Here is a 21,848-nt window from a genome sequence, read left to right on the forward strand (position 1 = left end):
ATCTCACCCCCTGAGCGCCTCGACCGGCGGGTCGTTCGCCGCCTTCCAGGCGGGGTAGATGCCGCTCAACACGCTCGCCGTCACGGCGAACCCGAACCCGAGCAGGAGGTACCGCACGCTCGGCCACCCGAAGACGAGCAGCGGGTCCCCGGACAGCGCCTGGAATATGACCAGGCCGACACCGAGCGAGGCGACCGCGCCGACGACGCCGCCGACCACGCCGAGGAACGCGGCTTCGGCGAGTATCATCCGCAGCACCTCGCCGCGTCTGATCCCCACCGCGCGGAGCACGCCGATCTCGCCGCGCCGCTCGATCGTGCTCATCAGCATCACGTTGAGGATCGCGACGCTGGCGACGACGAGAGAGATGGAACCGATTCCCAGGAGCGCGAGGTTGAGGGTGTTCAGGAACGAGTCGATGCTCTCCTGGGTGCTCGCGAAACTGGTGACGCTCAGCACATCGTCGTTGCCTTCGTTGAACCGCGTTTCGAGCCGATCGGCGATCGCCTGGGCCTCGTCGCCGTCGGCGGCGACGACCGTGACCGTGTCGTAGTGCTCCTGCTCTGCGAGCGCGGACAGCGGGACCACGAGTTCGCTCCCGCCGCCGAATCCGGTGGAGGACTCGACCAGCCCCCGGACGCGGTAGAGCCGCCCGTCGTACTCGACGGGATCGCCGAGTTCGATCCCGAGGCGTTCGGCCGTACCGCCGGTGAGAAGCGCCCCCGACTCCAACCGATCGGGGCTGTCCCCGGCAGAGACCGTGTACAGCGCGCTCGCCTGTCTCACCGCGGTCACACGCACGAACGCCTCGGTGCCGTCACGCGCCGAGAGCGTCGTCGCGTTCGACTTCTGCGGGACGACGGCGGCGTCGCCCGCGAGGCTCCGGATCTCCTCGACCTGATCGTCGGTCACGCCGTCGGCCGTGCTGTCGGGACCCGCGGAGATCGACACCTCGTTCGTGAGGCTGCCGAGGTCGGTCGTCGCCTGCTGCTGGAGGGCGACGCCCGCGATCCCGAGCGAGGAGATGGCGACCACGCCGATGATGATCCCGAGCGCCGCGAGCGCCGTCCGGACGCGGTTGCGGCCGAGGTTCCGCCAGGCCATCTGGACGCTGGGGAACCGCCACAGCAGGTCGGTGACGCTCACTCCTGGATCACCCCGTCGACGAGGTGGACGACCCGGTCGGTGTACTCGAGTAGCTGTTCGTCGTGGGTCACCGCGACGATGGCGATTCCCTCCTCCTCTTTGAGCCGCGTCAGTTCGTCGAGGATCGTCCGCCCGGTGTCCTGATCCAGGTTCCCGGTCGGTTCGTCCGCGAGCAGGATCTTCGGCTCGTTGATCAGCGCCCGCGCGATGGCGACGCGCTGCTGCTGCCCGCCGGAGAGCTGATTCGGCGTGTGATCCAGCCTGTCACCGAGGCCCACCCGTTGCAGCAGATCCACCGCGCGGTCGCGACGGTCCCGCGAGGTGTCCCACATCGACGGGAGTTCCACGTTCTCGGTCGCGGTCAGCATCGGCAGCAGGTGAAACGCCTGGAAGACGAAGCCGATCCCGGAGCGACGCTCCTCGGTGAGTTCGTCCTCGGTGAAGTCCGTCACGTCGCGGCCGTCGACCCTGACGGTCCCCTCGGTCGGGGTATCGAGCAGTCCGACCAGGTTGAGCATCGTGCTCTTGCCCGACCCGGAGGGGCCGATCACCGTGACCATCTCGCCGCGCTCGGCGGCGAAGTCGACCCCCTTCAGCGCCTCGATGGTCTCCTCGCCGCTCTGGTACCGCTTCACCGCGTCTTCGAGTTCGACGACCGTCATCTTCGCCATCGGTAGACGCCGACGCCGACCAGGAGGACGACGACCACACCGGCGCCGATGAGCGTCAGCGGGAGGCCGCCGGAGCCGCCGGCGTCGCTTCCGGGTTGCCGCCCTCCGCTCCCTGCCGCCGAATCGGCGCCGCCCGACAGCGAATCCTCGTCGAGCGAGATCCGCTGTGTCGTCGTTACGCGCTCGTTGTCGACGATGTACGTGATCTCGACGGGCACCGCCGACGCGTTCTGATCGGCCGCCGCCGTCAGCTCGAACGTCGCGAACTCGCTGGCGTCGATCGCCCCGATGAAGTACTCCCCAGAGGGCGACACCGGGCGCACGCCGTCGGCCTCGCCGACGCTCACGAGGACCGATCGGGCGTCGGTGCCGCCGAGGTTCGCGGCGTCGCCGGATATCGTCACTCCGGAACCGCTTCGCACGGCCTCGATGGCGGTGAGCCGGATCTCGCCCGGAATCTCGGTCTGATCGTCCAGATCGACCGATATCTCCGTCTCGTGGCTCTCGCCGGCCGCGTCGTAGGTGGCGACGAACCGGACGGTCTCCGAGGCGTAGTCGCCGGTGTCGAAGGTGGTCGTTCGGTTCGACTCGGGCGCGACGTCGAACAGGAAGTTCCGCGCGACGACCTCACCATCGACGCGGGCGGCGATGTCGACGTCGGAGAGGTCGGCGTTACCGAAGTTCGTTAGCGATACCGACGTCGTTTCCCCGTCCGCGTCCGTCCGCGAGGACAGTTCCGCTCGCACGGTGGGTTCAGTCACGTCGACGTAGAGCGGGTACGTGTAGCGATGGAATTCGTCGTCCCTGTCCTGGACGACGACGTAGACACTGAGCCGCTTCTCGCCCGCTGTCTCGAACGTGGTCGAGACGGGGACCGACAGCGACCCGCCGGGGGATATCGCCCCGACGTCTTCGACGCGGGCGTACTCGTCGGTGGTTCCGGTCCTTCGGACGTAGACGTCGCGGACCTCGACGGTCGTGTCGCTGTTCTCCAGGTTCGAGATCGTCGCGTCGATGGTGACTCGTTCACCGGTGTTGGGATCCTCGGGGGAGATAGACACCGAGGAGAGCTGTACGGCCGGATTCGCCGCCGTCGCGGTCATCCCGACGGCTCCGACACCGCTCAGGAGGACGAGGAGGGCGACGAGCAGTCGGGTCGAGAGGGACCAGTTCACAGACCGACATACACGTCGGTGACACTAAACGATAGCGTCGGGCGCGGATCCCGGACGATTCCTCGAAGCTGTGGCCGGTTCGACGACGCGAGCGGTTTTATTAGCATTCACCGCGGGTGATCGAGGTATGGTCGTATCGCGGTACACGCACGTCAGTATCGTCGCGGCGGATCTCGAGGAGTCGGTCGGTTTCTACGAGTCCGTCTTCGGGATGGAGCGGATACCGACTCCGGCGTTCGACGAACGGATTCAGTGGCTGGAGTGTGGTGACAAACAGTTACACATCGTCGAACGCGACGACGAGCCGCCCGCGTTCAACCACCACGCGCTCCACGTCGACGACTTCGAGGCGGTCTACGGGGCGATCCGCGAGCACGACAGCGCCGAATTCGAGGTCCTCCCCCAGATCGAGACCGCCTTCGTCGACGGCGAGCCGCCGGTCTACGTGCTCCCCTCTGGAGAGGTCCAGTGCTACGTCCGGGACCCCGCGGGGAACCTCGTGGAGGTGAACGCGCCCGACGCCGACGCGCTCGACGAGTCGGCCGTCCGGAACTTGATCGAGCGGGCCGACGTCGAGTGGCCCAGCGGGGACGACGAGCCGGCACCGATCTATCTGGACGAATGATCGTGGCGCACTCGGAAACGACGTCTCACGCGATCACCGCCGTCACTGACTGTCGCTGATTGCTTGTGCGAAGCTCCGGTCTTCGAGCTGAATGTTGAACACCGGGTCCTGCTGGAAACCGCCCTCGCGCATCGCCCCGATGAGATCGCGCGAGAGCTGGAAGCTCTGCACCTCTCGACCGCTGAAGTAGATGAAGATCGGATGGTCGCTCGGGGCCTGGAACGCCCCGACCTCCCGGAGTGCGTCGACCAGTCGTTCCGCCGCCGCCGTGGTGAGGACGATCTCTACGACGTACATATCCCGACGCTCGCGTGGGTTCCCGGTGCTGGCGATGCCGTCGTTCTCGACCGCCGTTCGGAGCGTCCCGCCCTCGTCGGCGTAGCGGATTTCGAGACCGCCGTCGTCGGTCTCCGCGCCGTTGCCACCGGCTTCCGTTCCTCCCTGTCCGGATCCCGTCTCCGTGAGACGGAGACAGCCGGAGGTGGCGCCCGTGACCAACAGAACCAGCCAACGGCGACGTTGCATAGCTGATATCCGATCGGTGAACTGTAGTAAATCTGTCGGCCTCGGGGAACCGACTCCCGGGAGATCGGTTCGGTCTCGCGCCGGCGCGGTTCACTCGCCGGCGAGTTCCGCCGCCTCCGCTGGATCGACGACGGATTCACCGACCTCGTCGACGCCGACACGGTCACAGAGATCGTACAGCGGGCACGCCTCCGGGCCGTCGAGACACGCCGGCCTGCGGGCCGTGCAGTACTCGCGGCCGAACTGGATCATCGCCGTGTGGCCGAAGCCGCACTTCTCGCCCGGCACGTCGGCTTCGAGGTGTTCGCGGACCGTCTCGTGGTCTGCGTCCGCGGGCGCGAGTCCCATCCGGCGGGCGATTCGGTGGACGTGCGTGTCCACCGGAAAGACGCCGTCGCGGCCGCCGGCAAAGAGCAGGACGCAGTCGGCGGTCTTCGGGCCGACGCCGTGGACGTCCAAGAGCGTCTCACGGACCTCGCTCGGATCCTCAGTGCGGACGAACTCGTCGAAGCCCTCCCGGCCGCCGTACTCCTCGCAGATTCGCTCGGCAGCGCCGATGATCATCTCCGATTTCTGGTTGTACAGCCCGGCCGAGGAGATGGTCTCGGCGAGTTCGGACTGCTCTGCGCTCGCGAGGGCGGCCGCGAGGTCGCGGCCGTCGGTACCGTCACCGTCGTCCTCAGCACCCGCGTCGTCCGCAGCGTCGGCGTCGTTCCTCTCGGCTCCGTACCGTTCCATCAGCGCGTCGTGGGCCGGTTGGCTGGCGACGTCTGAGGTGTTCTGCGAGAGGATCGTCCGCACCAGCGACTCGAAGGCGTCCTTGCCACCGTAGGTCTTCTGCCAGTACAGCCCTCCGAGTTCGTCGACGACCGCCTCGGCACGCGTTCCCGCGTCGCCGGCCTCGAAGGCCGCGGCGACGCTGCCGTCGTCGCCGCCGCTGATGTTCTCCGTCGGTTCCTCGGGCATACTTCCTCGTTCGCCGGTGCGCGAAAAAAGCCGTCGGCCCGGGCGTCTTCCGCCCCCCGGTTCGTCGACGTCGCCCACTCCGTCAGCTTCGACCGCTTCGTCGACGTCGCTCACTCCGTCGTCGCCCCCTCACTCCACTGGATCGGTCTCGACGACCAACTCGAAACGCACCGACGCGCCATCGGCCAGCGCGTCGACTAAGTCCCGATCCAGGTCCGCCGCGGCCGCGTCGGCCGCGACGAGCACCGTCCGGTCGTCCACGTACTCGCTGGTCCGCCCCACGTGGCTCCGCTCGTTCTCGAAGGTGAGATCCGGATGTCCCCTGCCGGTGACGGCCTGCTCGTGCGTTTCGCCGTCGTCGCTCGTCGCCGTGATCGTCGCCGTGATCGTCGCGTCGGGATCGCGGCAGGCCGCCACGAACGACGCGTCGAAGTCGGCGGGCGTTCGGTCCGCTTCGACGGCGAGGATGCAGTCGCCGGCGGGGGTGAGCCAGTCGTCGGTCGTTACCTCGAACGTGCTCGCGTGTTCGGCCGACACGTTCTCGTGGCCGCGCGCGTGGACGACCTCTCGCTCTCGCATACCCGTAGTCTCCGGTGCGGCGGTAAGTGTCGCTCGGTCTCCGTCCCTCGACCGATGCCGTGTATGTGACGTACTATCATCTTCATTTATATACCCTCCCGTACCACTGTGAACTACTCACACGCGAAGTAGGCGGTGTGTGCGAGTGATTTACAGCCGCTCGGCTCTCCGGCAGATTTATATATGGTAGCGCGCAATGTGTAAGTACCAGAACGCCTCCGGCGTTCCGGCGGCACAGCACGCAGAATGATCGGGAATTCTTATCCACGGTTGACAGCGATCGACGAGCGGCCGCCACGGTCCGGAGCGGTGATGGTATCGAGGATTGATTACGTATGGTGACGCAGCAAGACGTTCTTACCGAATACGACGTACAGGAACTCAAAGATTCAGACAACATCGAGCTTACCGACGACAAGCTCGAAAACGGCTCGAAGGGCCAACTCATCAAAGTTGCCGGTCAGCTTCGAGACCGACGAAACGATCTGAACCAGATGGCTTCGGAGCGCGCATCCAAGCGCGACGATCTGAACGCCAAGACGCGAGAGAAGGTCGACGAGGCCCAGGAGCACCGCGAGAAGCGCGACGAGCTCAACGAGCAGGTTCAGGAACACAAAGAGAGCCGCAACGAGCTCAACGCGAAGGCCAACGAGCTCTTCGACGAGGTCGAGGAGATGAAAGAGGACCTCGAGCTCGACGACGGCAAGAACATCGAGGAGCTCGAAGAGGAGATCGAGCAGCTCGAGTTCCGCCAGCAGACCGAGGTTCTCTCGACGGAGGACGAGCGCGAACTCATCGAGAAGATCGAGGACAAGCGCGAGGAGCTCAGCCAGAAGAAGGACAAAGTCGAGGACAGCGGTGAACTCGAAGCGCTCATCGAGGAGGCCGAAGAGGTCCGATCGGAGGCCTCCCAGCACCACCAGAAGGTGACGGAGCTCGCCGACGAGGCCCAGGAGCACCACAACCAGATGATCGAGGCCTATCGCGAGGCCGACGACATCCGCGACGAGGCCGACGCGATGCACGAGCTGTTCGTCGAGGCCCAGGAGGCCGCCGACCAGCATCACGAGGACTTCGTCCGCGTCCAGAAGCGGCTCCGCGAGCTCGACAAGCAGGAAGAGCAGGAGCGCGAGGACGAGCGCGAAGAGGAGCGCGAGGCCGCCAAGGAGGAGGCCGAGGAGATCTACCAGAAGTTCAAGGAAGGCGAGACCCTCGACACCGAGGACCTGATGAAGCTCCAGAAGACGGGGCTTCTCTAAATCGGCGTCGACGCCGGCGACCGCGATCGGTTGCTGTCTTTTCGTATTTTTCAACTGTCCAGCGGCGGCGCTCGCCCCACTATCGCGCTCTCAGAGGGTCGACCGGGACTTCTTTAACCGAGTCAACCCTTCTCAGGACCGTGACTACGCTCGTTCTCTGTGTCGATCGATCCAACGACGTCGGTCGGACGGCGGGGCTGGAGATGCCGATCGTCGGCTGGGAAGCCGTCCAGTCGCTCGTCACCGACGTCGGGTTGGCCGATCCGGAGGATTCGAGTGTCAACTGTCTGCTGGAGTCGCTTCGGGTGGCCCGCGACTTACGGGACGAGCGCGAGGAGACCGTCCTGGCCGTGGTCTCCGGCGGCGGTGACTCGCTCGTGGCGGCGGATCGCTCGCTGTCGGCACAGGTCGACGCGCTCGTGGACACGTACGACCCCGACTCGGCGGTCGTCGTCCTCGACTCGGCGAACGACGAGCGGGTGGTCCCAGTCATCGAGAGCCGCGTCCGGATCGATTCGGTCGACCGGGTCGTCGTCCGGCAGGCCCACGACATCGAGTCGACGTACTACCTGCTCAAGCAGTTCCTCGGAGACGAGGAGTTGCGGACGACGATACTCGTGCCCCTGGGCGCGACGCTGTTACTCCTCCCGATTCTCCTCACGCAGTTCTCACCGGCGGTGGCGCTGGCGGGGCTGGCTGCGCTCCTGGGTGCCGTCCTGCTGTACAAGGGGCTCGCGATCGACGAGTACCTCTCCGAAATCCCCGAACGAACGCGGGCGGCGCTGTACTCCGGGCGGGTCTCGGTCGTCACGTACGCGGTCAGCCTCGGTCTCGGGTTGGTCGGCATCTTCCTCGGGGCGCTCTCGGTCTCGCCGCAGATGGGTCCGGAATCCGTCGTCGTCCGGACGATGCAGTTCACCTACAGCGCCGTCCCGTGGCTCGCGCTCGCCGCGCTCACCGCGAGCGCGGGGCGGCTGCTCGACGAACTCATCGGCACCGACGGGATCAGTACGCCGTATCTGAACCTCCCCTTCGGCGTCGTCGCGCTCGGACTGGTCGTCCGCGGGTTCGCCGGGTGGTTCCTCCAGCGGGAGGCCGTCCTCGCCGACCCGCAACTGTGGGGCTACGTGCTGACGCCACAGCAGCGGCTCGCTGGCTTCATCGTCGCCGGCATCGTCGTCAGCGTCGTCGGCGTCCGCGTCGCCGCGAGCGTCGGCGGGGAGTCGCTCGACGACGTGGCGCAGTGATACGGACGAGACGGGAGCCGTTCAGGGACTTCGAGCGCGGTATTCGCCGTGTTTGACCCCGATCGCGAGACAGATGACACCGAAGACGAGCATCGCCGGCGTCACCATCATCAGGACTGTGCTCGTCGCCATCACGCCGGCGGCGATCAGGACGCCCGTTCCGAGTACCACCAGTGCGAGGAGCGCACCGGCTGCCGTCGGGAGATTGAACTCCATACACCCCGGCCTTCGGACCGCGGAGACAAATCGGTTCCCCCCGATCATCTCCCATCGGTCCCCCCGAATGTCCCCCGTCGAAAGCGCTCGCTTCGATCTCGATTCGACCGGGACGTTACCAGGGCGCGAACCCGGGATCGACCTGCCGATCGGTCCGATCGACGGCGTCGATCGTCGCGACGTCATCGTCGTCGAGATCGACGCCGAGCGAGTTCCAGTTGTCGAGGATGTGGGCCTCGCTCGTCGACTTCGGAATCGCGGTGACGCCCTTCTCTCGGAGCCACGCCAGCGACACCTGCGCCTCGCTGACGCCGTGTTTCTCCGCGATCTCGGTCAGTTCGGGGACGTCGAAGACCTTCCCGCGCGCCAGCGGCGAGTAGGCGACGAGCTCCACGTCTCGGTCGGCGCAGTGTTCGCGGAGTTCCTCCTGCTGGAGCAGCGGATGCATCTCGACCTGGTTCGCGAAGATCGGCGCGTCCGCGTGTTCGATCGCCTCGTCGACCTGCGCGGGCAGGAAATTGCTGATCCCGACCCGCGATACCTTCCCCTCGTCGACGAGTTCGTCGAACGCGCGGAACGTCTCCTCGGGATCGTACGTCCGCGAGGGCCAGTGGACGTACAGGAGGTCGACGTAGTCGACGCCCAGCGTTTCGAGACTCGCCTCGGTCGTCGCGAGCACGTCGTCGTACGCGAGGTTGTCGATCCACACTTTCGTCGCGAGGAAGACGTCCTCGCGGTCGACGTCGGCCTCGGAAATCCCGCGGCCGACGTGCGCCTCGTTACCGTACGCCTGTGCGGTGTCGACGTGACGGTAGCCCGCCTCGAGCGCCGTCGAGACGGCGTTCGCACACGCGTCGGGATCGTCGTTCTGCCACGTCCCGAGACCGAGCATCGGCATCCCGTCGGCGCGCGGGCCACCCTCTTCGGCTGTCGATCGGTGAGTCATATCGTGTTACAGTTGCCGTTTCGCGTCAAAAGCCGTTGCGGGCGACGGGAGCGTTGCCGGAAAGCGTGCGTCGATCTCTCAAGAACCCGGCACTGAGCGGCCGAAAGGCACAGTACTTCGGATTCGAACCGACGGACGCGTGCCGGTCGGCCATCGAGTCATCACAGGGATCGACTGCCGCGTTTCGAAGGCCGCCGGGGAGGCGAGGTATCGTAGCATTCGTAAGCCGCCGTCTTCGCGGGTGATCTCCGTCGCCGTCAACCTAAAGCGAAGATCGTCTCGACAGTGTCGGCCTGCGGGACCGCCCGATACGCCCCTCCCGAATTTTCAATTATGATAACTATTCAGTAGAATATTATATTCTCTGAGTATTACTACCCCTATAGATGTTTGACAGGATAGCGATCGATCGGCTCAACCTCGGACCGAAACTCATTCTCGCGTTCGTGTTCGTGGCAGTATTGGTCGCTGTAACGGGGTTCATCGGCTATGAGGCAGTGGGTACCGTCGACGAGGAAGCTCACCTGATAGCGGAGGACGGAGAAAAGATGGACGCGTCGGCGGAGATGATCGTCGCGATCGAGCAACAACGGGGATCGATACAGGCCGCTCAACTCGGAGGTTCCGGCGCACGGGACGACTTCGACCAGGCGGCACAGCACTTCGAGGAGGAGGCCGCTCGACTGAGTGAAACCCACCTGAGTGCGGAGCAAGAAGAGCGGTTTTCGGAGTTACGATCGCAGCACGAAGCGTACAACAGTCTCGGGGCGGAGTTCTTCGAGGCACAGGCGGCCGGAAACGCGGACCTCGCGGAGCAAAAAGCCGCGGAGATGGACGCGCTGCGAATCGAGATGGAGGAGAACGCCCACGCTATAGAGGAGTCGGCTCAAGCGGATATGGAAAACCAGGTGGCGATCGCCGATAGCACCACCCAGACGAGCCAGTTTCAGATCCTCGGTGTGACGGTCGGCGCGTTCGTCGTCGCTATCGGTCTCGGCCTCTTCGTGTCGAGACGCATCACGCTGCCCGTGACCCAGCTGTCCGAGGCCGCCATCGCTGCCAGCGAAGGCGACCTCGACAATCCGCTCGACGATCACGTGGAAAGCGACGAAATCGGGCAGATGGTCGACGCGTTCAAAGAGTTGCAGCGGAACCTACGGGGAGTCTTCGGTGAACTCGAGACCGTCAGCCGCAACCTCGAATCGGGAGAACTCGGTCAGCGTATCGAGACCGACTACCCGGGCACCTACGGACAGGTTATGCGCGGTATCGATAGCGGGACCGACGAACTCACCGGGAGCTTCGCCGAGATACGGCGGGTCAGCGACGACATCAGCCAAGGCAGGCTCGACCAGAGCATCGAGACGGACCGACCGGGGGAGTACGGTTCCGTCCTCACGAACCTCGAAGGCGGCGTCGAGCAACTGAACACGCGTATTGGGAGCATCCAAGAGATCGCAGATCAGGTGGCTGGATCCAGCGAAGAGGTCTCCAGCAGCGCCGAGGAGATCAAACAGGCCAGCGAAGAGGTCGCCGGCTCCGTCGAAGAGATCTCTCAGGGGGCTGAGAGCCAAAGCGAGAGCCTCCAGGAGGTCGCAGGCGAGATGAACGATATGTCCGCGACTGTCGAGGAGATCGCCTCCTCGACGGAGGAAGTGGCCTCGACGGCTTCGACGGCCGTCGAACGGAGCGACGCCGGCCAGGAATACGCCGCCGAAGCGACCAAGCAGATCCAGTCGATCGAGGAGAGCGCGAACACGGCGGCGACTCGTGTGGACGAGCTCGACAGCGAGATGGAGGAGATCGGCGAAATCACCGAGATGATCACGGAGATCGCCGAGCGAACGAACCTCCTCGCGCTCAACGCCTCGATCGAGGCTGCTCGCGCCGGCGAAGCCGGCGAAGGATTCGCCGTGGTCGCCGAGGAGATTAAAGGGCTCGCACAGGAAGCCGCCGAAGCGACGAACGACATCGAAACCAGTATCAACGAAGTCCAGACGATGACGACGGAGACTTCCGACGAGATGGAAACGATGAGCGAGCGCGTCGAACGCGGCACGGAGACCATCGAGGAGACGATCGAAATGTTCGACGAGATCGCAGCCGCCGTCGAGCAGGCGGAGGGCGGGATTCGAGAGATCAGCACCGCCACCGACGATCAGGCGGCGTCCTCCGAGGAGGTCGTGGCGATGGCAGACGAGGTATCGAGCGTGAGTCAGCAGACGGCGGCCGAGGCGAGCAACGTCTCGGCAGCCACCGAGGAGCAGGCCGCGTCGCTGTCGGAGGCCACCGAAAACATCCAGCACCTCACACAGCTCGCCGAATCCCTGCACGAACAGGTATCGGCGTTCGAGGTCGACGAAACGGCTACGGACGCGGTGCCGTCCGCCGACGATTCGACCGCGGATGCCCCGTCACCATCGGAGGCGGCTGAGCCTGCGGCGGCACAGCCTGACGGGGGGAACGCCTTCGAGTTCCGGAGCTGACGGCGGTCCGTCTCCGTTTGCGCAGGCGTTTTCGAGACCGGGTATCCGCATTCCGTTCGCCAGCGGGGCTCGTCACCCCTCGGCACGCATATCCGGGTGGAGGCTGACTCGAGGGGTATTTGAATCGCGGACTACGGCCTCACTCGGTGAACCGGTGTTTCACGAACCGGGCGAGTAACGGCACGTCCTCGATGTGGACGAGCTTCGAGAGGCTGCGGATGCTGCCGTCGTTGGCGTCGGTGAGCGTTTCCGCGCCCATCGCGTTCAGGTCGGCCATCAGGCGGTCGTAGCGGTCGTTCGGCGCGAGGTACAGCAACTGGGTCATCGTCAACCGCGTGCGCATATCCGGCGCGACGCGGGCCCGCCAGAGGTCGTCGTAGATGGTCATCGCCTCCGCCGACGTGTCCGTCTGCGACCCCATCAGGCAGCGGTCTGCCGTGATGGCGGCCGCGCGCGCGGATTCCATACACTTGTGGATGCCTTCGCCCCACAACGGATCGATGGTCGGCACGGTGTCACCGATAGCCATGAAGTTGTCCGCGCTGAAGCCGTCCGGCATCTGGATGTGTGCGCTACCACGGTGCTGCTGCTTGTCCGCGATACGCTGGGCGTCCGTGAACCGGGGGTCGGTCTCCAGCCAGTGGTTGAGGTGGTCGTCGATGCTCTTCGACGTGTCGCCGTACTGCTGGTAGCTCCCGTTCTGGATGTAACACAGGCCGACCTTCGCGGTGTCGCCGCCCGTGTGGAAGATCCACGAGTAACCGCCGGGCGCGTACTCGTGGTCGAGGCGCAGCATCATCGCGTCGGTGAGGTCCGCGAACTCGGGGTGGTCGACGTCGACGCCCTCCATCTCCCACTCGATTCCGACCGCCTGGTGCTTCCGTTCGAGGCCGCAAACGCCGAGCTTCTTCGCGAGCGGTGCCGCCGGCCCCGTGGCGTCCACGACGATGTCGCCGTACACCTCCTCGTCGCCGGCGTACTGGACGCCGACGATCTCTCCGTCCTCCGTGATAGGGTTATTCACGCGCGCGTCGAAGCGGTACTCCGCGCCGTGCTCGCGCCCCTCCGCGACCAGCCACCGCTTGAAGTCCGCGAACTCGAGGACCGCGCCGGGCTGGTTCTGGACGAAGTGCTCGTTGGGGGACTCTAAGACGACCTCGTCGGTGTAGTTCATCACGACGTCGTCGGGAATCCCGAACGCGCCCGTCATCGACGCGAACGTCCCCGCCGTGGACTTGTTCGACTGCCGCGGGAACTGGTCTTCGGGTTCGGCTTCCAGCACGAGCACGTCGTACTCGCGCTGCGCGAGGTCACGCGCACACTGTGCTCCGGCCGGGCCTGCGCCGGCGATGACGACGTCGTAGTGTTCAGACATAGCGTGTTCTCATAGTATGCGTCGGCTGCGCGCACCGGCGTACCGGTGCGGTGGTCGCGCGGACACCGCACTGGGAGTGTAGTCCGGCCCGCCGGGGTCTTCGACTGGCGGTCGCGGCGTCAGCGGTCATTGTCACTCGTGGTAAATCGGGTCGCAGATAAAAAACACGCGGGAACGTTCCTGACGCCCGCGAGAGGGCGGAATCACAGGGGAGAAGAACAGTCGGGCTGGACGGTGACGAAACGGTCCACAACCAAGGAGAAGCATCGGCGCGCGGTGCGCGCCGTTCCCCCGTGAGGGAGCGGAGTTCCCGTGAGTCGAAGGCGAACGGGAGCACGGAGTTCTCCCGGAGCGAACGGAAGTTTTTGGTAGAGCTTTTTGCGAGGTGGGTTCCGCAGCGAGCGAAGCGAGCGCGGGACCCGCCGACGTACAAAGGGCCTAGTAGAACTCGCGGACGAGGTCCATCGCGCCCTCGGGCGCGCCCTCGTCGATCTCAGAGGTGTTCGTGTCGAGACCGTGCTTCTCACCGTACGGGATCGACTTCTCGCTCTGCCAGATGACGCCCTGGTACTCCTTGCTAGCGTCGAGGATCTTGTTCTTGGCGGCGTCGTAGTCCGTCGGGTCGTGGCCCTCCTCGGCGACGTCGACCAGGTTGTCGCGGAAGTAGTCGTAGGTGTCGACGTCGTTGAACGTGACGCAGGGACTGAACACGTTCACGAATCCGAACCCGTCGTGCTCGATGGCCTCTCGGACGATCTCGGCGTGACGCTGGGCGTCCGTCGAGAACGACTGCGCGATGAACGTCGCGCCCGACGCGAGCGCGAGCGCGAGCGGGTTGACCGGCGGCTGCTGCGGCCCCTCGGGCGTCGTCGACGTCTCGAAGTCCGATCGCGAAGTCGGCGACGCCTGCCCCTTCGTGAGGCCGTAAATGCGGTTATCCATCACGATGTAGGTCATATCGACGTTTCGCCGGACGGCGTGGACGAAGTGGCCCGCACCGATCGAGTAGCCGTCGCCGTCGCCGCCGGCGACCATCACTTCCAGGTCGGGGTTCGCGAGTTTGACGCCCGTGCCGACCGGGAGCGCGCGGCCGTGGACGCCGTGGAGCGCGTAGGAGCGCATGTACGTCCCGATCTTGCCGGAACAGCCGATCCCCGCCACGATGAACGTGTTGTCGGGGTCGTTTCCGGTCTCGGCCAGCGCCTTCATCATCCCGTTCATCGTCCCGAAGTCGCCGCACCCGGGACACCACGTCGGCTGCTTGTCTGATTTGAAGTCAGTGAATCGAACGTCGGAGCTCATTGGTCTGCCTCCTGGAGGGCCGCTTTGATCTCTCCTGCGAGTTCGTCGGCCTTGAACCGCACGCCGTCGTACTTGTTCACGCGGTCGACCCGCGAGAGCGTGTCGTGCTCGACGACGTCCGCGAACTGGCCGGTGGCGTTACACTCGACGACGACCACGTTCTCGGCGGTCTCGACCGCCTCGGTCAGGTCCGGCCGCGGGAACAGATACGGGACCGAGAGGAAGCGCACGTCGATGCCCTCCTCGTCGAGGAACTGGATCGCCTCGGTCATCGCGCCCTCGTTCGAGCCCCACGAGATGACGAGGTTCTCCGAGTCCTCGTCGCCGAACTCCCGCGGCGAGAGGTCCTCCTCCGCCCGCGCGGTCTCGACCTTCCGGGCGCGCTTGTCCACCTGCTCGACGCGCATCTCCGTGTCCTCGGTCCGCCGCCCGAGCTCGTCGTGTTCGAGCCCCGTCGACATGTGGACGCCGCCGTCCGTTCCGGGGAACGCCCGCGGCGAGACGCCGTCCTCGGTGAGCGCGTGGGGCTTGAACTGCCCCTTCTCGTTCTGCCACTCGCCGATCGATTCCTCGTCGACGACCTTTCCGCGGTCGATCTCGACCTCGTCCATATCGAACGCCTCCGGCGGGAACGTCTGCTCGGTGACTGCCATCGCGAGGTCAGCGGCGATGTAGACCGGCGTCTGGTACTTCTCGGCGAGGTTGAACGCTTCGACGGTCTTCCAGAAGCACTCCGAGATGGAAGTCGGACCGAGCACGAAGCGCGGGATCTCGCCGTGACCGCCGTACAGCATCATATTCAGGTCGCCCTGTTCCTGTTTGGTCGGCATCCCCGTCGAAGGGCCCGAGCGCATCACGTCGACGACGACCAGCGGCGTCTCGCTCGTGGCGACGAGGCCGAACGTCTCGGCCATCAGGTCGATCCCCGGCCCCGACGTCGCGGTCATCGACCGCGCGCCCGCCCGGGCCGCCCCGAGTGCGATGTTGATCGCCGACAGTTCGTCCTCGGCCTGGACGACGTGGCCGCCGAACTGCTCGATCCGCCCCGTGAGGTACTCCATCACGTCCGTCGCGGGCGTGATCGGATAGCCGGCGTAGAACTTACAGCCGGCGGCGATCGCCCCCATTCCGATGGCCTCGTCGCCGTTGAGTAGGACGTAATCCGAGTCGGTCGTCTCGAGTTCGTACTCGAACTCGTGGCCGTACTCCGCGGCGACGTAGTCGCGGCCGGCCCGGGCGGCCTCCTTGTTGTTGTCGACGAGCGACTGCCCCTTCGAGCCGAAGCGCTTCTCCAGGGCGCTGTCGAGGTTCTCGATGGGGAAGTCCGACACTTCACACGCTGCACCGAGAGCGACGACGTTGCGCATAATCGCGCCGCCGGCCTCCTCGGCGAGTCGTTTCAGGGGGACGTCGAGCCCGATCATTCCCTCGGGAATCTCGACGTTCTCCATCGTGGTCCGCTCGCCGTCGTATATGATGACGGAACCCTCGTGGAGTTCGTCGAGGTTCTCCTCGATCGTGCGCGGGGTCAACGCGATGAGCACGTCGAGCCGATCGACGACGCTCTGGACCGGATCGACCGCCGTCCGGACCTTGTACGCCGTGTAGCCGCCGCGGATCCGCGAGGCGAAGTCCTTCGACGTGAACACGTGCCGCCCGGCTCGGGAGAGCGCCTGGGCGAAGATTTTCCCCGTCGAGTCGATGCCATCGCCGGCTTCGCCGCCGATGGCCCAGTTGAAGTCCGCAGGCATGTGGCTAAGAGGTACCTCTGGACCGAAGAAAAGCCTTCTGAAAGCCATTGAAAAAAGGAACGGTTCGGTACGTTCAAAATCTAACGTACGTAAATAAAAATGCGGAAATATCGGTGTAGATAACTGCCGATATGCAAATATTGCACTTATAAATGACCGGACAGTCACACTGCTGTCCGACGGAACCACCGTCGGCACGAACGCCACAATACCGGCGACGCAGCCGGAAGGCAAAGTCCTTTTCCGCGGGTCACCAACCCCGTCGTATGGACGCGACAGTCGCCGTCAGCGCGGTCCGTGACGTCGGGCCGCGGACGGTCGCACTCGAGTTGGAGTCGCCAGAGGGATTCGACGCCGAACCCGGACAGTTCGTGAAGCTCTCCACCACCATCGACGGCGACGGGTACGCGCGCTTCTACACGCTCTCCTCGCCCGGCGTCGACGACACGTTCGAGGTCACTGTCGGGGTCGACCCCGAGGAGGCCGGACCGTTCAGCCAGTTCCTGATCGACCTTCAGGCGGGTGACGAGCTCGATATTTCGGGTCCGTTCGGCGACAGCTACTACGAGGGCGAACCGCGCGTCGTCGTCCTCGCCGGCGGTCCGGGGATCGGCCCCGCAGTCGGCATCGCCGAGGCCGCAGTCGCCGACGGCAACGACGCGGCCATCGTCTACCGAACGGACGCAGTCGCCCACGGGGACCGACTGGACGCGCTCCGCGAGTCGGGGGCCTCCGTAGATATTGTCGACGAGGGCGACGGAATCGCCGACGCCGTCGCGGCCGCCCTCGGCGACGAGGACGGCGAACAGGTGTTCGTCTACGGCTTCGCGGGCTTCGTCAACGACGCGACGAGCGCGCTCGACGACGCGGGACTCGGGCCCGAGGACGCGAAGGTCGAGAACTTCGGGTGATCGGTCGGTCGCGCCCGGGCCGGACCCCGGCGAGTCGCACCGCGATTGATGTCTCACCGATCACTCCTCGATCGGTTCGACCGCGGGCCAGACGCGCCAGAGCGCGATCGAGAGGCTTCCGAGCCACCAGGCGAGGAGTCCGAGCGCGTTCAGGGCGGCGTTGCCGGCGGCGACGTCCGCGCCGCCAACGACCCCGACCGCGCTCGAGAGTACGAGCCCGCGGAACGCGCTGTTCGGACTGAGCGCGAGCAACACCGCGAGTCCGTCTTCGGGGATCGTCCCGCTCGCGAGGCCGGCGACGAGCGCGGTGTCGATGCCGAGGACGAGCGCCAGCGCCAGCGCCGCCGCCAGCGCGAACGCCGTCCGGACCGTCCGCGTGGCCGCCGAGATGCCGACGGTCGCCGCGAGGACGACCAGCGTGAACGCCGCCGAGAGCACCACGAACCGAACGTATCGAACCCCCGAATCCGCCGCGGCGTTGATCGCCAGGAACGTCGGGATGTCGGCGGTGAGAAACGGGACGAACAGTCCGACGGCGAGGAGCGTCCCGACGACGAGCGCGACGAGCGCGAGCGCGCGGCCGAGGTAGACGCCGCCGACGTAGGAGAGTCGCTCCACGTCGAACGTCCGCAGGACGTCCAGTTCGCCGGTCTGCCTGTCGCCGAGGATCGAGCGGTAGCCGAAGGCGACGGCCAGGAGCGGCACCAGTACCTCGACGAACGTCAACAGGTCGAGCGTCAGCGGGACGAACCCCCCGCCGCCCCCGGTTCCGGCCCACGCGACGCCGACGACGCTCACCGCGAAGGCCGCCGCGAGCGCCAGAAGCGCCGGCGTTCTGACGATCGTCCGGAGTTCCCGGGTGGCGATCACGAACAGGTCCTCTGCGACGTCAGCGACCCGCTCGCGACCCGACGATTCGGTTCCGCCGTCGTCGCTGTCGCTTTTTCCCCCACTGTCGTCGCTGTCGTTCTCCCTCCCAGCGTTATCGCTGCCCCTCTCGTCATCGTTCTCACTCACCGCCGTTCACCTCCGAGTCGTCGGCATCCGTCTCGACTCCGTCGTCGGCATCCGTCTCGGCCGTATCATCCGTCTCGGCCGTATCGGCTCCAGCAGTCTTTTTCGATGAGCGTCCGCCGACGCCCGCTCGAACCGTTGACTCGCCGACCTGCGCCCGAACGATGCGGAGGAACGCCTCCGAGAGCGAGTCCGTGTCCGTCTCCGTCAACAACTCCGCGGGCGACCCGCTCGCGGCGAAGTCCCCCGCGTCCAGCACGTAGACCGTGTCCGCGTGTGTCTCGACGGCCGGGAGTTCGTGCGAGGCGACCACGACCGCCGTGCCGTCGGCGGCGAGGTCCCCCACGACGCCGAACAGTCGCTCGACCATCGCCGGGTCGAGGCCGCTCCCGGGCTCGTCGAGAATCAGAACGGACGGTTCACCGAGGACGGCCTGTCCGAGACCGAGTAACCGAGTCATCCCGCCCGAGAGCGACCCGACTGATCGATCCGCCACGCCGCCGAGTCCGACGCGGTCGAGCGTCGCGGCGACGTCCTCGTCGTCGACGCCGTCCAGTAGTTGCGCGTAGAACCCGAGGGTGTCGCGCGCGGAGAACCCGTCGCGAAACGCCGGCCGTTGCGGCAGGTACCCGACGCTCCGAGCGCCCGCGGCCTCCCGGGGTACCGCCACCGAACCGCCGTCCGGCGCGGCGATGCCGGCGAGGATGTGAAGCAGCGTCGACTTCCCGGAGCCGTTGGGCCCGACGATCGCGGCGACCTCGCCGCGCGCGACCGACAGCGACACGCCGGAGAGGACGTCGACGTCGCCGAAGGACTGATCGATCGCCTGCGCGCGCAGCGCCGTCGCGGGCGCGTCCTCGCTCACGGCGCGACACCTCCAGTAGTCACGTTGCCGGTGCGTTCGGCGGTCACGTTCCTAGTGCCTTCGGTGCTCATGTCCGCGGTGTCTACGCCGGTCACGTGTTCGGTCGGATCGACGCCAGTGTGCGACCGATCGGCTCTCCCCTCCGTCAGCGCCTCGTCGACGAGTTTCGGATGAAACGGTTCCGTCCGCGCGTCGGTGTCGACGACGCCCGACTGTCGGAGGCCGGAGACGGCGTCCTGCACGCGGCGCAGGGTCGCCACGGCCGGCGACTGCGCCAGCGCGGTCGCGCCCGAGACCGTTCCGATGCGCGAGTCGACCGTTCCGGTCGGTCGGTACGGGCGGTCGTAGACGCCGTCGTCGTCGCCGTCGGGGATGGGTAGCGTCCCCCAGTGATTGCCGACCCCGCCGTGGGACCACGTCCGGAGCGGGCCGATGCGGGATTCGACCGCTCGCTCGTTGCGGAGGAAGTCGTTTCTGAGGACCCAGTTCGAGGGCAGGATGTCGTTCGCTCGCGCGCCGACCTCGTTTTCGAGCGCGACGTTGTCGACGAAGGCGTTGCGGTCGCCGGCGACCTGAAGGCCGTACTCGTTGTCGACGATCACGTTCCGCGCGTAGTAGGAGTCGCTGCCGGCGGGGACGACGCCGTAGGTGCTCCCCCTGACGTCGTTGCCGACGACGGCGTTGTCCACCGGTCGCGTCATCACGATGACGCCGGCCTGGGCGTCGCGGACGGTGTTGTTCGCCACCAACGACTCGGAGGTGTACATCTCGTGGACGCCGTACCGGCCCGGCTCCGCGTCGTTGTCGCGCACGACGCTGCCGTCGGCTCGATGGGTGTAGACGCCGTCGCGACCACCCAGGAACGTCGAATCCTGTACGACGCTCGGGGAGCCGATGAGGACCACACCCATGAACCCCCCGCGGGCGGTCTCCGCGCCGCGGGTCGTCAGGTTCCGGATCACGGAATCGGGGCTCTCCCGAACGATGACGCCGCTCGCGGGCGTGTCGACCTCCACGTCTCGGACCGAGGCACCGGCCGCACCGTCGAGGACGACGCCCGCGTCGCCGTAGCCGTAGGCCAACTGGACCGTCGTGTCCCAGTCGCCCGAGTCGTTTCGCAGGTCCCGGCCGCGGCTTCCGACGTCGCCGACGCCGTCGACCCGGAGGTCGGAGACGGCCGCGCCGTCGGCGCGGACGTAGAGCACGCTCCGGTTGCCGTCGCCGCGGAGAATGGTGTCGGCCCCGGCCCCCGCGAGCGTGATCGAGCGGTTCACCACTAGCCTGTCGACCTCGTACGTCCCCGGCGGGAGGTAGACGGTCGTGTTCGGCGGTGCGGCGTCGAGCGCCGCCGAGACCGTCGGTTCGCTCGCGACGTCTGCCGGAACCTCGACTGGGGCCGAACCGTCGGCCGCCGCTCGCTCTGAGACGGACCCGGGATCGACACCGACGACCACGCTCACGGGTCGCTGCCCGCGCTCCTCGGCGGCCGTCACGGTGTCGTTCGCCCAGGCGTGTCGGTCGTCGACGCTCGCCTCGAACCCGTCCAGTTTCGCGGGGAGCGGATCGCCGACCCGGGATCGGAGCGCCTCCCAGTCGACGACCTCGCCCCCGTGGGCTGCGGCGAACCGCTCGGCGTCGGCGCGCTCGGAGAACGCGACTGTCACCGGGCCCGAGGGAATCGCGGCGTCACTGTCGACGACGTAGAACGCCGTGTCGGCGGGCGTCCAGCCGACCGACCGGCCGCGCTCGGGCACCACGAACCCTTCCTCGGTCAGGTTCGGTTCGATCGTCGAGAAGTCGGAGACGTAGACGGCGAGCGGGTCCCCGAACTGCCGCTGCGCGCTCGCGTCGCCGAGTTCGCTCACGGCCGTCTCGATGCCCACGTAGCCCACCACGTACCGATAGCCCGAGTAGAAGACCTCCACCTGCGGGAGGACGAACCCCTCGTCGTCCGCGCGGCGGGCGTCGACGCCCGTGCCGCCCATATCCACCGTGTCCGCGAAGTCGACCGGGCGCAGCGACTCGCCGCTGGCGGGCGTCAGGAGAAAGGAGAGGCTCGCGGCGACGAGCGCCAGACTCACGAGCACCGTCAGCCACCGAGTCCCGGTCGACGAGAGGAGCGCCATCAGGTTCCGAGGCCGGCGACCACTTCGGGCGTGACGCCGTCGTGACCGGTGAGCGAACCGCCGAACTCGGACTGGAACGACTCGGCGTCGGCCTCGTCCCCGAATCCGATCAGGTCCCGACCCATCGTCCCCTTGACCTCGGAGTCGACGACGAACGTCACGTCGGTCACGGGCGCGAACGAGGACGCCTCGTAGTGTCTCGTGATCAGCGTGTCGCCGCCGTCTTCGAACGTCTCGTAGTCGACCGCTGAGTAGTCGGTGACGTAGAAGGCCACGTCCTCCCAGCCCTCGTCGTCCCGTTCGAACTCGTACTGGTAGGCCTCCCAGGTGCTGTCGAAGCGGGCCGGGTTCTCGTGGCCCTCGGGTTCTTCATCCGCGTAGAAGATCTCCGCGCTCGGGCCGGGATGCTGCCGGATCGTCATCCCGCAGACGTCGCAGGTGGCCGCTTCGGGGATCGTGATCGCCGCGGGGGCGTCCCCGCCTCCGTCTCCACCCGATCCGGTGCCGCCGAGGCAACCACTCAGCGACCCCACGAGCATCCCGGTACCCGCGAGTAAAACGGGGCGACGGCCGATCGACGTCGCGTCCGCTTCCCCGTCCGGGACTCCCGGTTGTTCGTTATCCATACATTACAGTACGGGACTGGCGGCAAAAACGCACCGG

20 protein-coding genes are annotated in these 21,848 nt (G+C 66.6%); 5 read left to right on the plus strand and 15 right to left on the minus strand.

What is annotated here, in order from left to right; translation table 11 throughout:
- Positions 1 to 3: 3 nt before the first annotated feature.
- The 3 genes from NO876_RS03525 to NO876_RS03535 are packed head-to-tail and all read right to left on the minus strand — an operon-like array spanning position 4 to position 2,992.
- A complete protein-coding gene (locus NO876_RS03525) occupies positions 4 to 1,146 on the minus strand; it encodes an ABC transporter permease (RefSeq protein ID WP_256420301.1) in 1,143 nt (380 codons plus the stop codon).
- Positions 1,143 to 1,808: an ABC transporter ATP-binding protein gene (locus NO876_RS03530; RefSeq protein ID WP_256420592.1), complete on the minus strand. Its 666-nt coding sequence runs from the start codon at positions 1,806 to 1,808 to the stop codon at positions 1,143 to 1,145. Before NO876_RS03530 ends, NO876_RS03525 begins: the two co-directional genes overlap by 4 nt.
- On the minus strand, positions 1,805 to 2,992 hold the full coding sequence (locus NO876_RS03535) for a COG1361 family protein (RefSeq protein WP_256420302.1): 1,188 nt from the start codon (positions 2,990 to 2,992) through the stop codon (positions 1,805 to 1,807). The genes NO876_RS03530 and NO876_RS03535 overlap by 4 nt, the downstream gene beginning before the upstream one ends.
- Positions 2,993 to 3,119: 127 nt before the next feature.
- Between NO876_RS03535 and NO876_RS03540 the strand changes: the two genes are divergently transcribed.
- Complete coding sequence (locus NO876_RS03540; RefSeq protein WP_256420303.1) at positions 3,120 to 3,617, plus strand: VOC family protein; 498 nt, start codon at positions 3,120 to 3,122, stop codon at positions 3,615 to 3,617.
- Between the two features lie 42 nt (positions 3,618 to 3,659).
- Here the strand turns inward: NO876_RS03540 and NO876_RS03545 are convergent, their stop codons facing one another.
- The 3 genes from NO876_RS03545 to NO876_RS03555 form a co-directional block, all read right to left on the minus strand.
- Positions 3,660 to 4,142, minus strand: coding sequence for a preprotein translocase subunit SecD family protein (locus NO876_RS03545; RefSeq protein WP_256420304.1), 483 nt, complete (start codon positions 4,140 to 4,142; stop codon positions 3,660 to 3,662).
- 90 nt (positions 4,143 to 4,232) lie between these two features.
- Positions 4,233 to 5,108, minus strand: a complete 876-nt coding sequence (locus tag NO876_RS03550; protein ID WP_256420305.1) for an endonuclease III domain-containing protein — start codon at positions 5,106 to 5,108, stop codon at positions 4,233 to 4,235.
- Positions 5,109 to 5,237: 129 nt separating this feature from the next.
- Positions 5,238 to 5,687, minus strand: coding sequence for a DUF371 domain-containing protein (locus NO876_RS03555; RefSeq protein WP_256420306.1), 450 nt, complete (start codon positions 5,685 to 5,687; stop codon positions 5,238 to 5,240).
- 335 nt (positions 5,688 to 6,022) lie between these two features.
- On the opposite strand from NO876_RS03555, the gene NO876_RS03560 reads away from it, so the two are divergent.
- Both NO876_RS03560 and NO876_RS03565 read left to right on the plus strand, forming a co-directional pair.
- Positions 6,023 to 6,946 (plus strand): coiled-coil protein, encoded by a 924-nt coding sequence (locus NO876_RS03560; protein WP_256420308.1) that lies wholly within the window; start codon positions 6,023 to 6,025, stop codon positions 6,944 to 6,946.
- 140 nt (positions 6,947 to 7,086) lie between these two features.
- The gene (locus NO876_RS03565; RefSeq protein ID WP_256420309.1) at positions 7,087 to 8,193 is read left to right on the plus strand and encodes a DUF373 family protein; all 1,107 of its coding nucleotides are present in this window, start codon (positions 7,087 to 7,089) and stop codon (positions 8,191 to 8,193) included.
- 21 nt (positions 8,194 to 8,214) lie between these two features.
- On the opposite strand, the gene NO876_RS03570 is transcribed toward NO876_RS03565, so the two are convergent.
- Positions 8,215 to 8,409, minus strand: a complete 195-nt coding sequence (locus NO876_RS03570) for a DUF7333 family protein (protein ID WP_256420310.1) — start codon at positions 8,407 to 8,409, stop codon at positions 8,215 to 8,217.
- A 115-nt stretch (positions 8,410 to 8,524) separates the two neighbouring features.
- Positions 8,525 to 9,307: an aldo/keto reductase gene (locus NO876_RS03575; RefSeq protein WP_256420593.1), complete on the minus strand. Its 783-nt coding sequence runs from the start codon at positions 9,305 to 9,307 to the stop codon at positions 8,525 to 8,527.
- A 434-nt stretch (positions 9,308 to 9,741) separates the two neighbouring features.
- Here NO876_RS03575 and NO876_RS03580 point away from each other — a divergent pair, with 434 nt between their 5' ends.
- On the plus strand, positions 9,742 to 11,841 hold the full coding sequence (locus tag NO876_RS03580) for a methyl-accepting chemotaxis protein (RefSeq protein ID WP_256420311.1): 2,100 nt from the start codon (positions 9,742 to 9,744) through the stop codon (positions 11,839 to 11,841).
- Positions 11,842 to 11,980: 139 nt separating this feature from the next.
- On the opposite strand, the gene NO876_RS03585 is transcribed toward NO876_RS03580, so the two are convergent.
- The 3 genes from NO876_RS03585 to NO876_RS03595 all read right to left on the minus strand — a co-directional run bounded on the left by NO876_RS03585 (position 11,981) and on the right by NO876_RS03595 (position 16,269).
- Positions 11,981 to 13,216 (minus strand): digeranylgeranylglycerophospholipid reductase, encoded by a 1,236-nt coding sequence (locus NO876_RS03585; RefSeq protein WP_256420313.1) that lies wholly within the window; start codon positions 13,214 to 13,216, stop codon positions 11,981 to 11,983.
- Between the two features lie 438 nt (positions 13,217 to 13,654).
- Positions 13,655 to 14,518 (minus strand): 2-oxoacid:ferredoxin oxidoreductase subunit beta, encoded by an 864-nt coding sequence (locus tag NO876_RS03590; RefSeq protein ID WP_256420314.1) that lies wholly within the window; start codon positions 14,516 to 14,518, stop codon positions 13,655 to 13,657.
- A complete protein-coding gene (locus NO876_RS03595; protein ID WP_256420315.1) occupies positions 14,515 to 16,269 on the minus strand; it encodes a 2-oxoacid:acceptor oxidoreductase subunit alpha in 1,755 nt (584 codons plus the stop codon). The genes NO876_RS03590 and NO876_RS03595 overlap by 4 nt, the downstream gene beginning before the upstream one ends.
- A gap of 266 nt (positions 16,270 to 16,535) precedes the next feature.
- Here NO876_RS03595 and NO876_RS03600 point away from each other — a divergent pair, with 266 nt between their 5' ends.
- Positions 16,536 to 17,180, plus strand: a complete 645-nt coding sequence (locus NO876_RS03600; RefSeq protein WP_256420316.1) for an FAD-dependent oxidoreductase — start codon at positions 16,536 to 16,538, stop codon at positions 17,178 to 17,180.
- A gap of 60 nt (positions 17,181 to 17,240) precedes the next feature.
- Here NO876_RS03600 and NO876_RS03605 read toward each other — a convergent pair whose 3' ends face one another.
- From NO876_RS03605 to NO876_RS03620, 4 genes are all read right to left on the minus strand, one after another.
- Positions 17,241 to 18,056, minus strand: coding sequence for an ABC transporter permease (locus NO876_RS03605; protein WP_256420594.1), 816 nt, complete (start codon positions 18,054 to 18,056; stop codon positions 17,241 to 17,243).
- A 133-nt stretch (positions 18,057 to 18,189) separates the two neighbouring features.
- The gene (locus NO876_RS03610; protein ID WP_256420317.1) at positions 18,190 to 19,059 is read right to left on the minus strand and encodes an ABC transporter ATP-binding protein; all 870 of its coding nucleotides are present in this window, start codon (positions 19,057 to 19,059) and stop codon (positions 18,190 to 18,192) included.
- Positions 19,056 to 21,185 carry a NosD domain-containing protein gene (locus tag NO876_RS03615; protein ID WP_256420318.1) on the minus strand — a complete coding sequence of 710 codons (2,130 nt, stop codon included), beginning with the start codon at positions 21,183 to 21,185 and terminating at the stop codon, positions 19,056 to 19,058. Before NO876_RS03615 ends, NO876_RS03610 begins: the two co-directional genes overlap by 4 nt.
- Complete coding sequence (locus NO876_RS03620; protein ID WP_256420319.1) at positions 21,185 to 21,811, minus strand: nitrous oxide reductase accessory protein NosL; 627 nt, start codon at positions 21,809 to 21,811, stop codon at positions 21,185 to 21,187. The genes NO876_RS03615 and NO876_RS03620 overlap by 1 nt, the downstream gene beginning before the upstream one ends.
- Positions 21,812 to 21,848: the final 37 nt, after the last annotated feature.

It is taken from the genome of Halobellus rarus, assembly GCF_024494595.1.
GTDB classification, from domain to species: domain Archaea; phylum Halobacteriota; class Halobacteria; order Halobacteriales; family Haloferacaceae; genus Haloquadratum; species Haloquadratum rarum.

Coding starts and splice junctions, on each gene's coding strand:
- NO876_RS03530 (WP_256420592.1), bottom strand. CDS start 1,808: ATGACGGTCGTCGAACTCGAAGACGCGGTGAAGCGGTACCAGAGCGGC.
- NO876_RS03540 (WP_256420303.1), top strand. CDS start 3,120: ATGGTCGTATCGCGGTACACGCACGTCAGTATCGTCGCGGCGGATCTC.
- NO876_RS03545 (WP_256420304.1), bottom strand. CDS start 4,142: ATGCAACGTCGCCGTTGGCTGGTTCTGTTGGTCACGGGCGCCACCTCC.
- NO876_RS03550 (WP_256420305.1), bottom strand. CDS start 5,108: ATGCCCGAGGAACCGACGGAGAACATCAGCGGCGGCGACGACGGCAGC.
- NO876_RS03555 (WP_256420306.1), bottom strand. CDS start 5,687: ATGCGAGAGCGAGAGGTCGTCCACGCGCGCGGCCACGAGAACGTGTCG.
- NO876_RS03560 (WP_256420308.1), top strand. CDS start 6,023: ATGGTGACGCAGCAAGACGTTCTTACCGAATACGACGTACAGGAACTC.
- NO876_RS03570 (WP_256420310.1), bottom strand. CDS start 8,409: ATGGAGTTCAATCTCCCGACGGCAGCCGGTGCGCTCCTCGCACTGGTG.
- NO876_RS03575 (WP_256420593.1), bottom strand. CDS start 9,307: ATGCCGATGCTCGGTCTCGGGACGTGGCAGAACGACGATCCCGACGCG.
- NO876_RS03580 (WP_256420311.1), top strand. CDS start 9,742: ATGTTTGACAGGATAGCGATCGATCGGCTCAACCTCGGACCGAAACTC.
- NO876_RS03585 (WP_256420313.1), bottom strand. CDS start 13,216: ATGTCTGAACACTACGACGTCGTCATCGCCGGCGCAGGCCCGGCCGGA.
- NO876_RS03590 (WP_256420314.1), bottom strand. CDS start 14,518: ATGAGCTCCGACGTTCGATTCACTGACTTCAAATCAGACAAGCAGCCG.
- NO876_RS03595 (WP_256420315.1), bottom strand. CDS start 16,269: ATGCCTGCGGACTTCAACTGGGCCATCGGCGGCGAAGCCGGCGATGGC.
- NO876_RS03600 (WP_256420316.1), top strand. CDS start 16,536: ATGGACGCGACAGTCGCCGTCAGCGCGGTCCGTGACGTCGGGCCGCGG.
- NO876_RS03615 (WP_256420318.1), bottom strand. CDS start 21,185: ATGGCGCTCCTCTCGTCGACCGGGACTCGGTGGCTGACGGTGCTCGTG.
- NO876_RS03620 (WP_256420319.1), bottom strand. CDS start 21,811: ATGGATAACGAACAACCGGGAGTCCCGGACGGGGAAGCGGACGCGACG.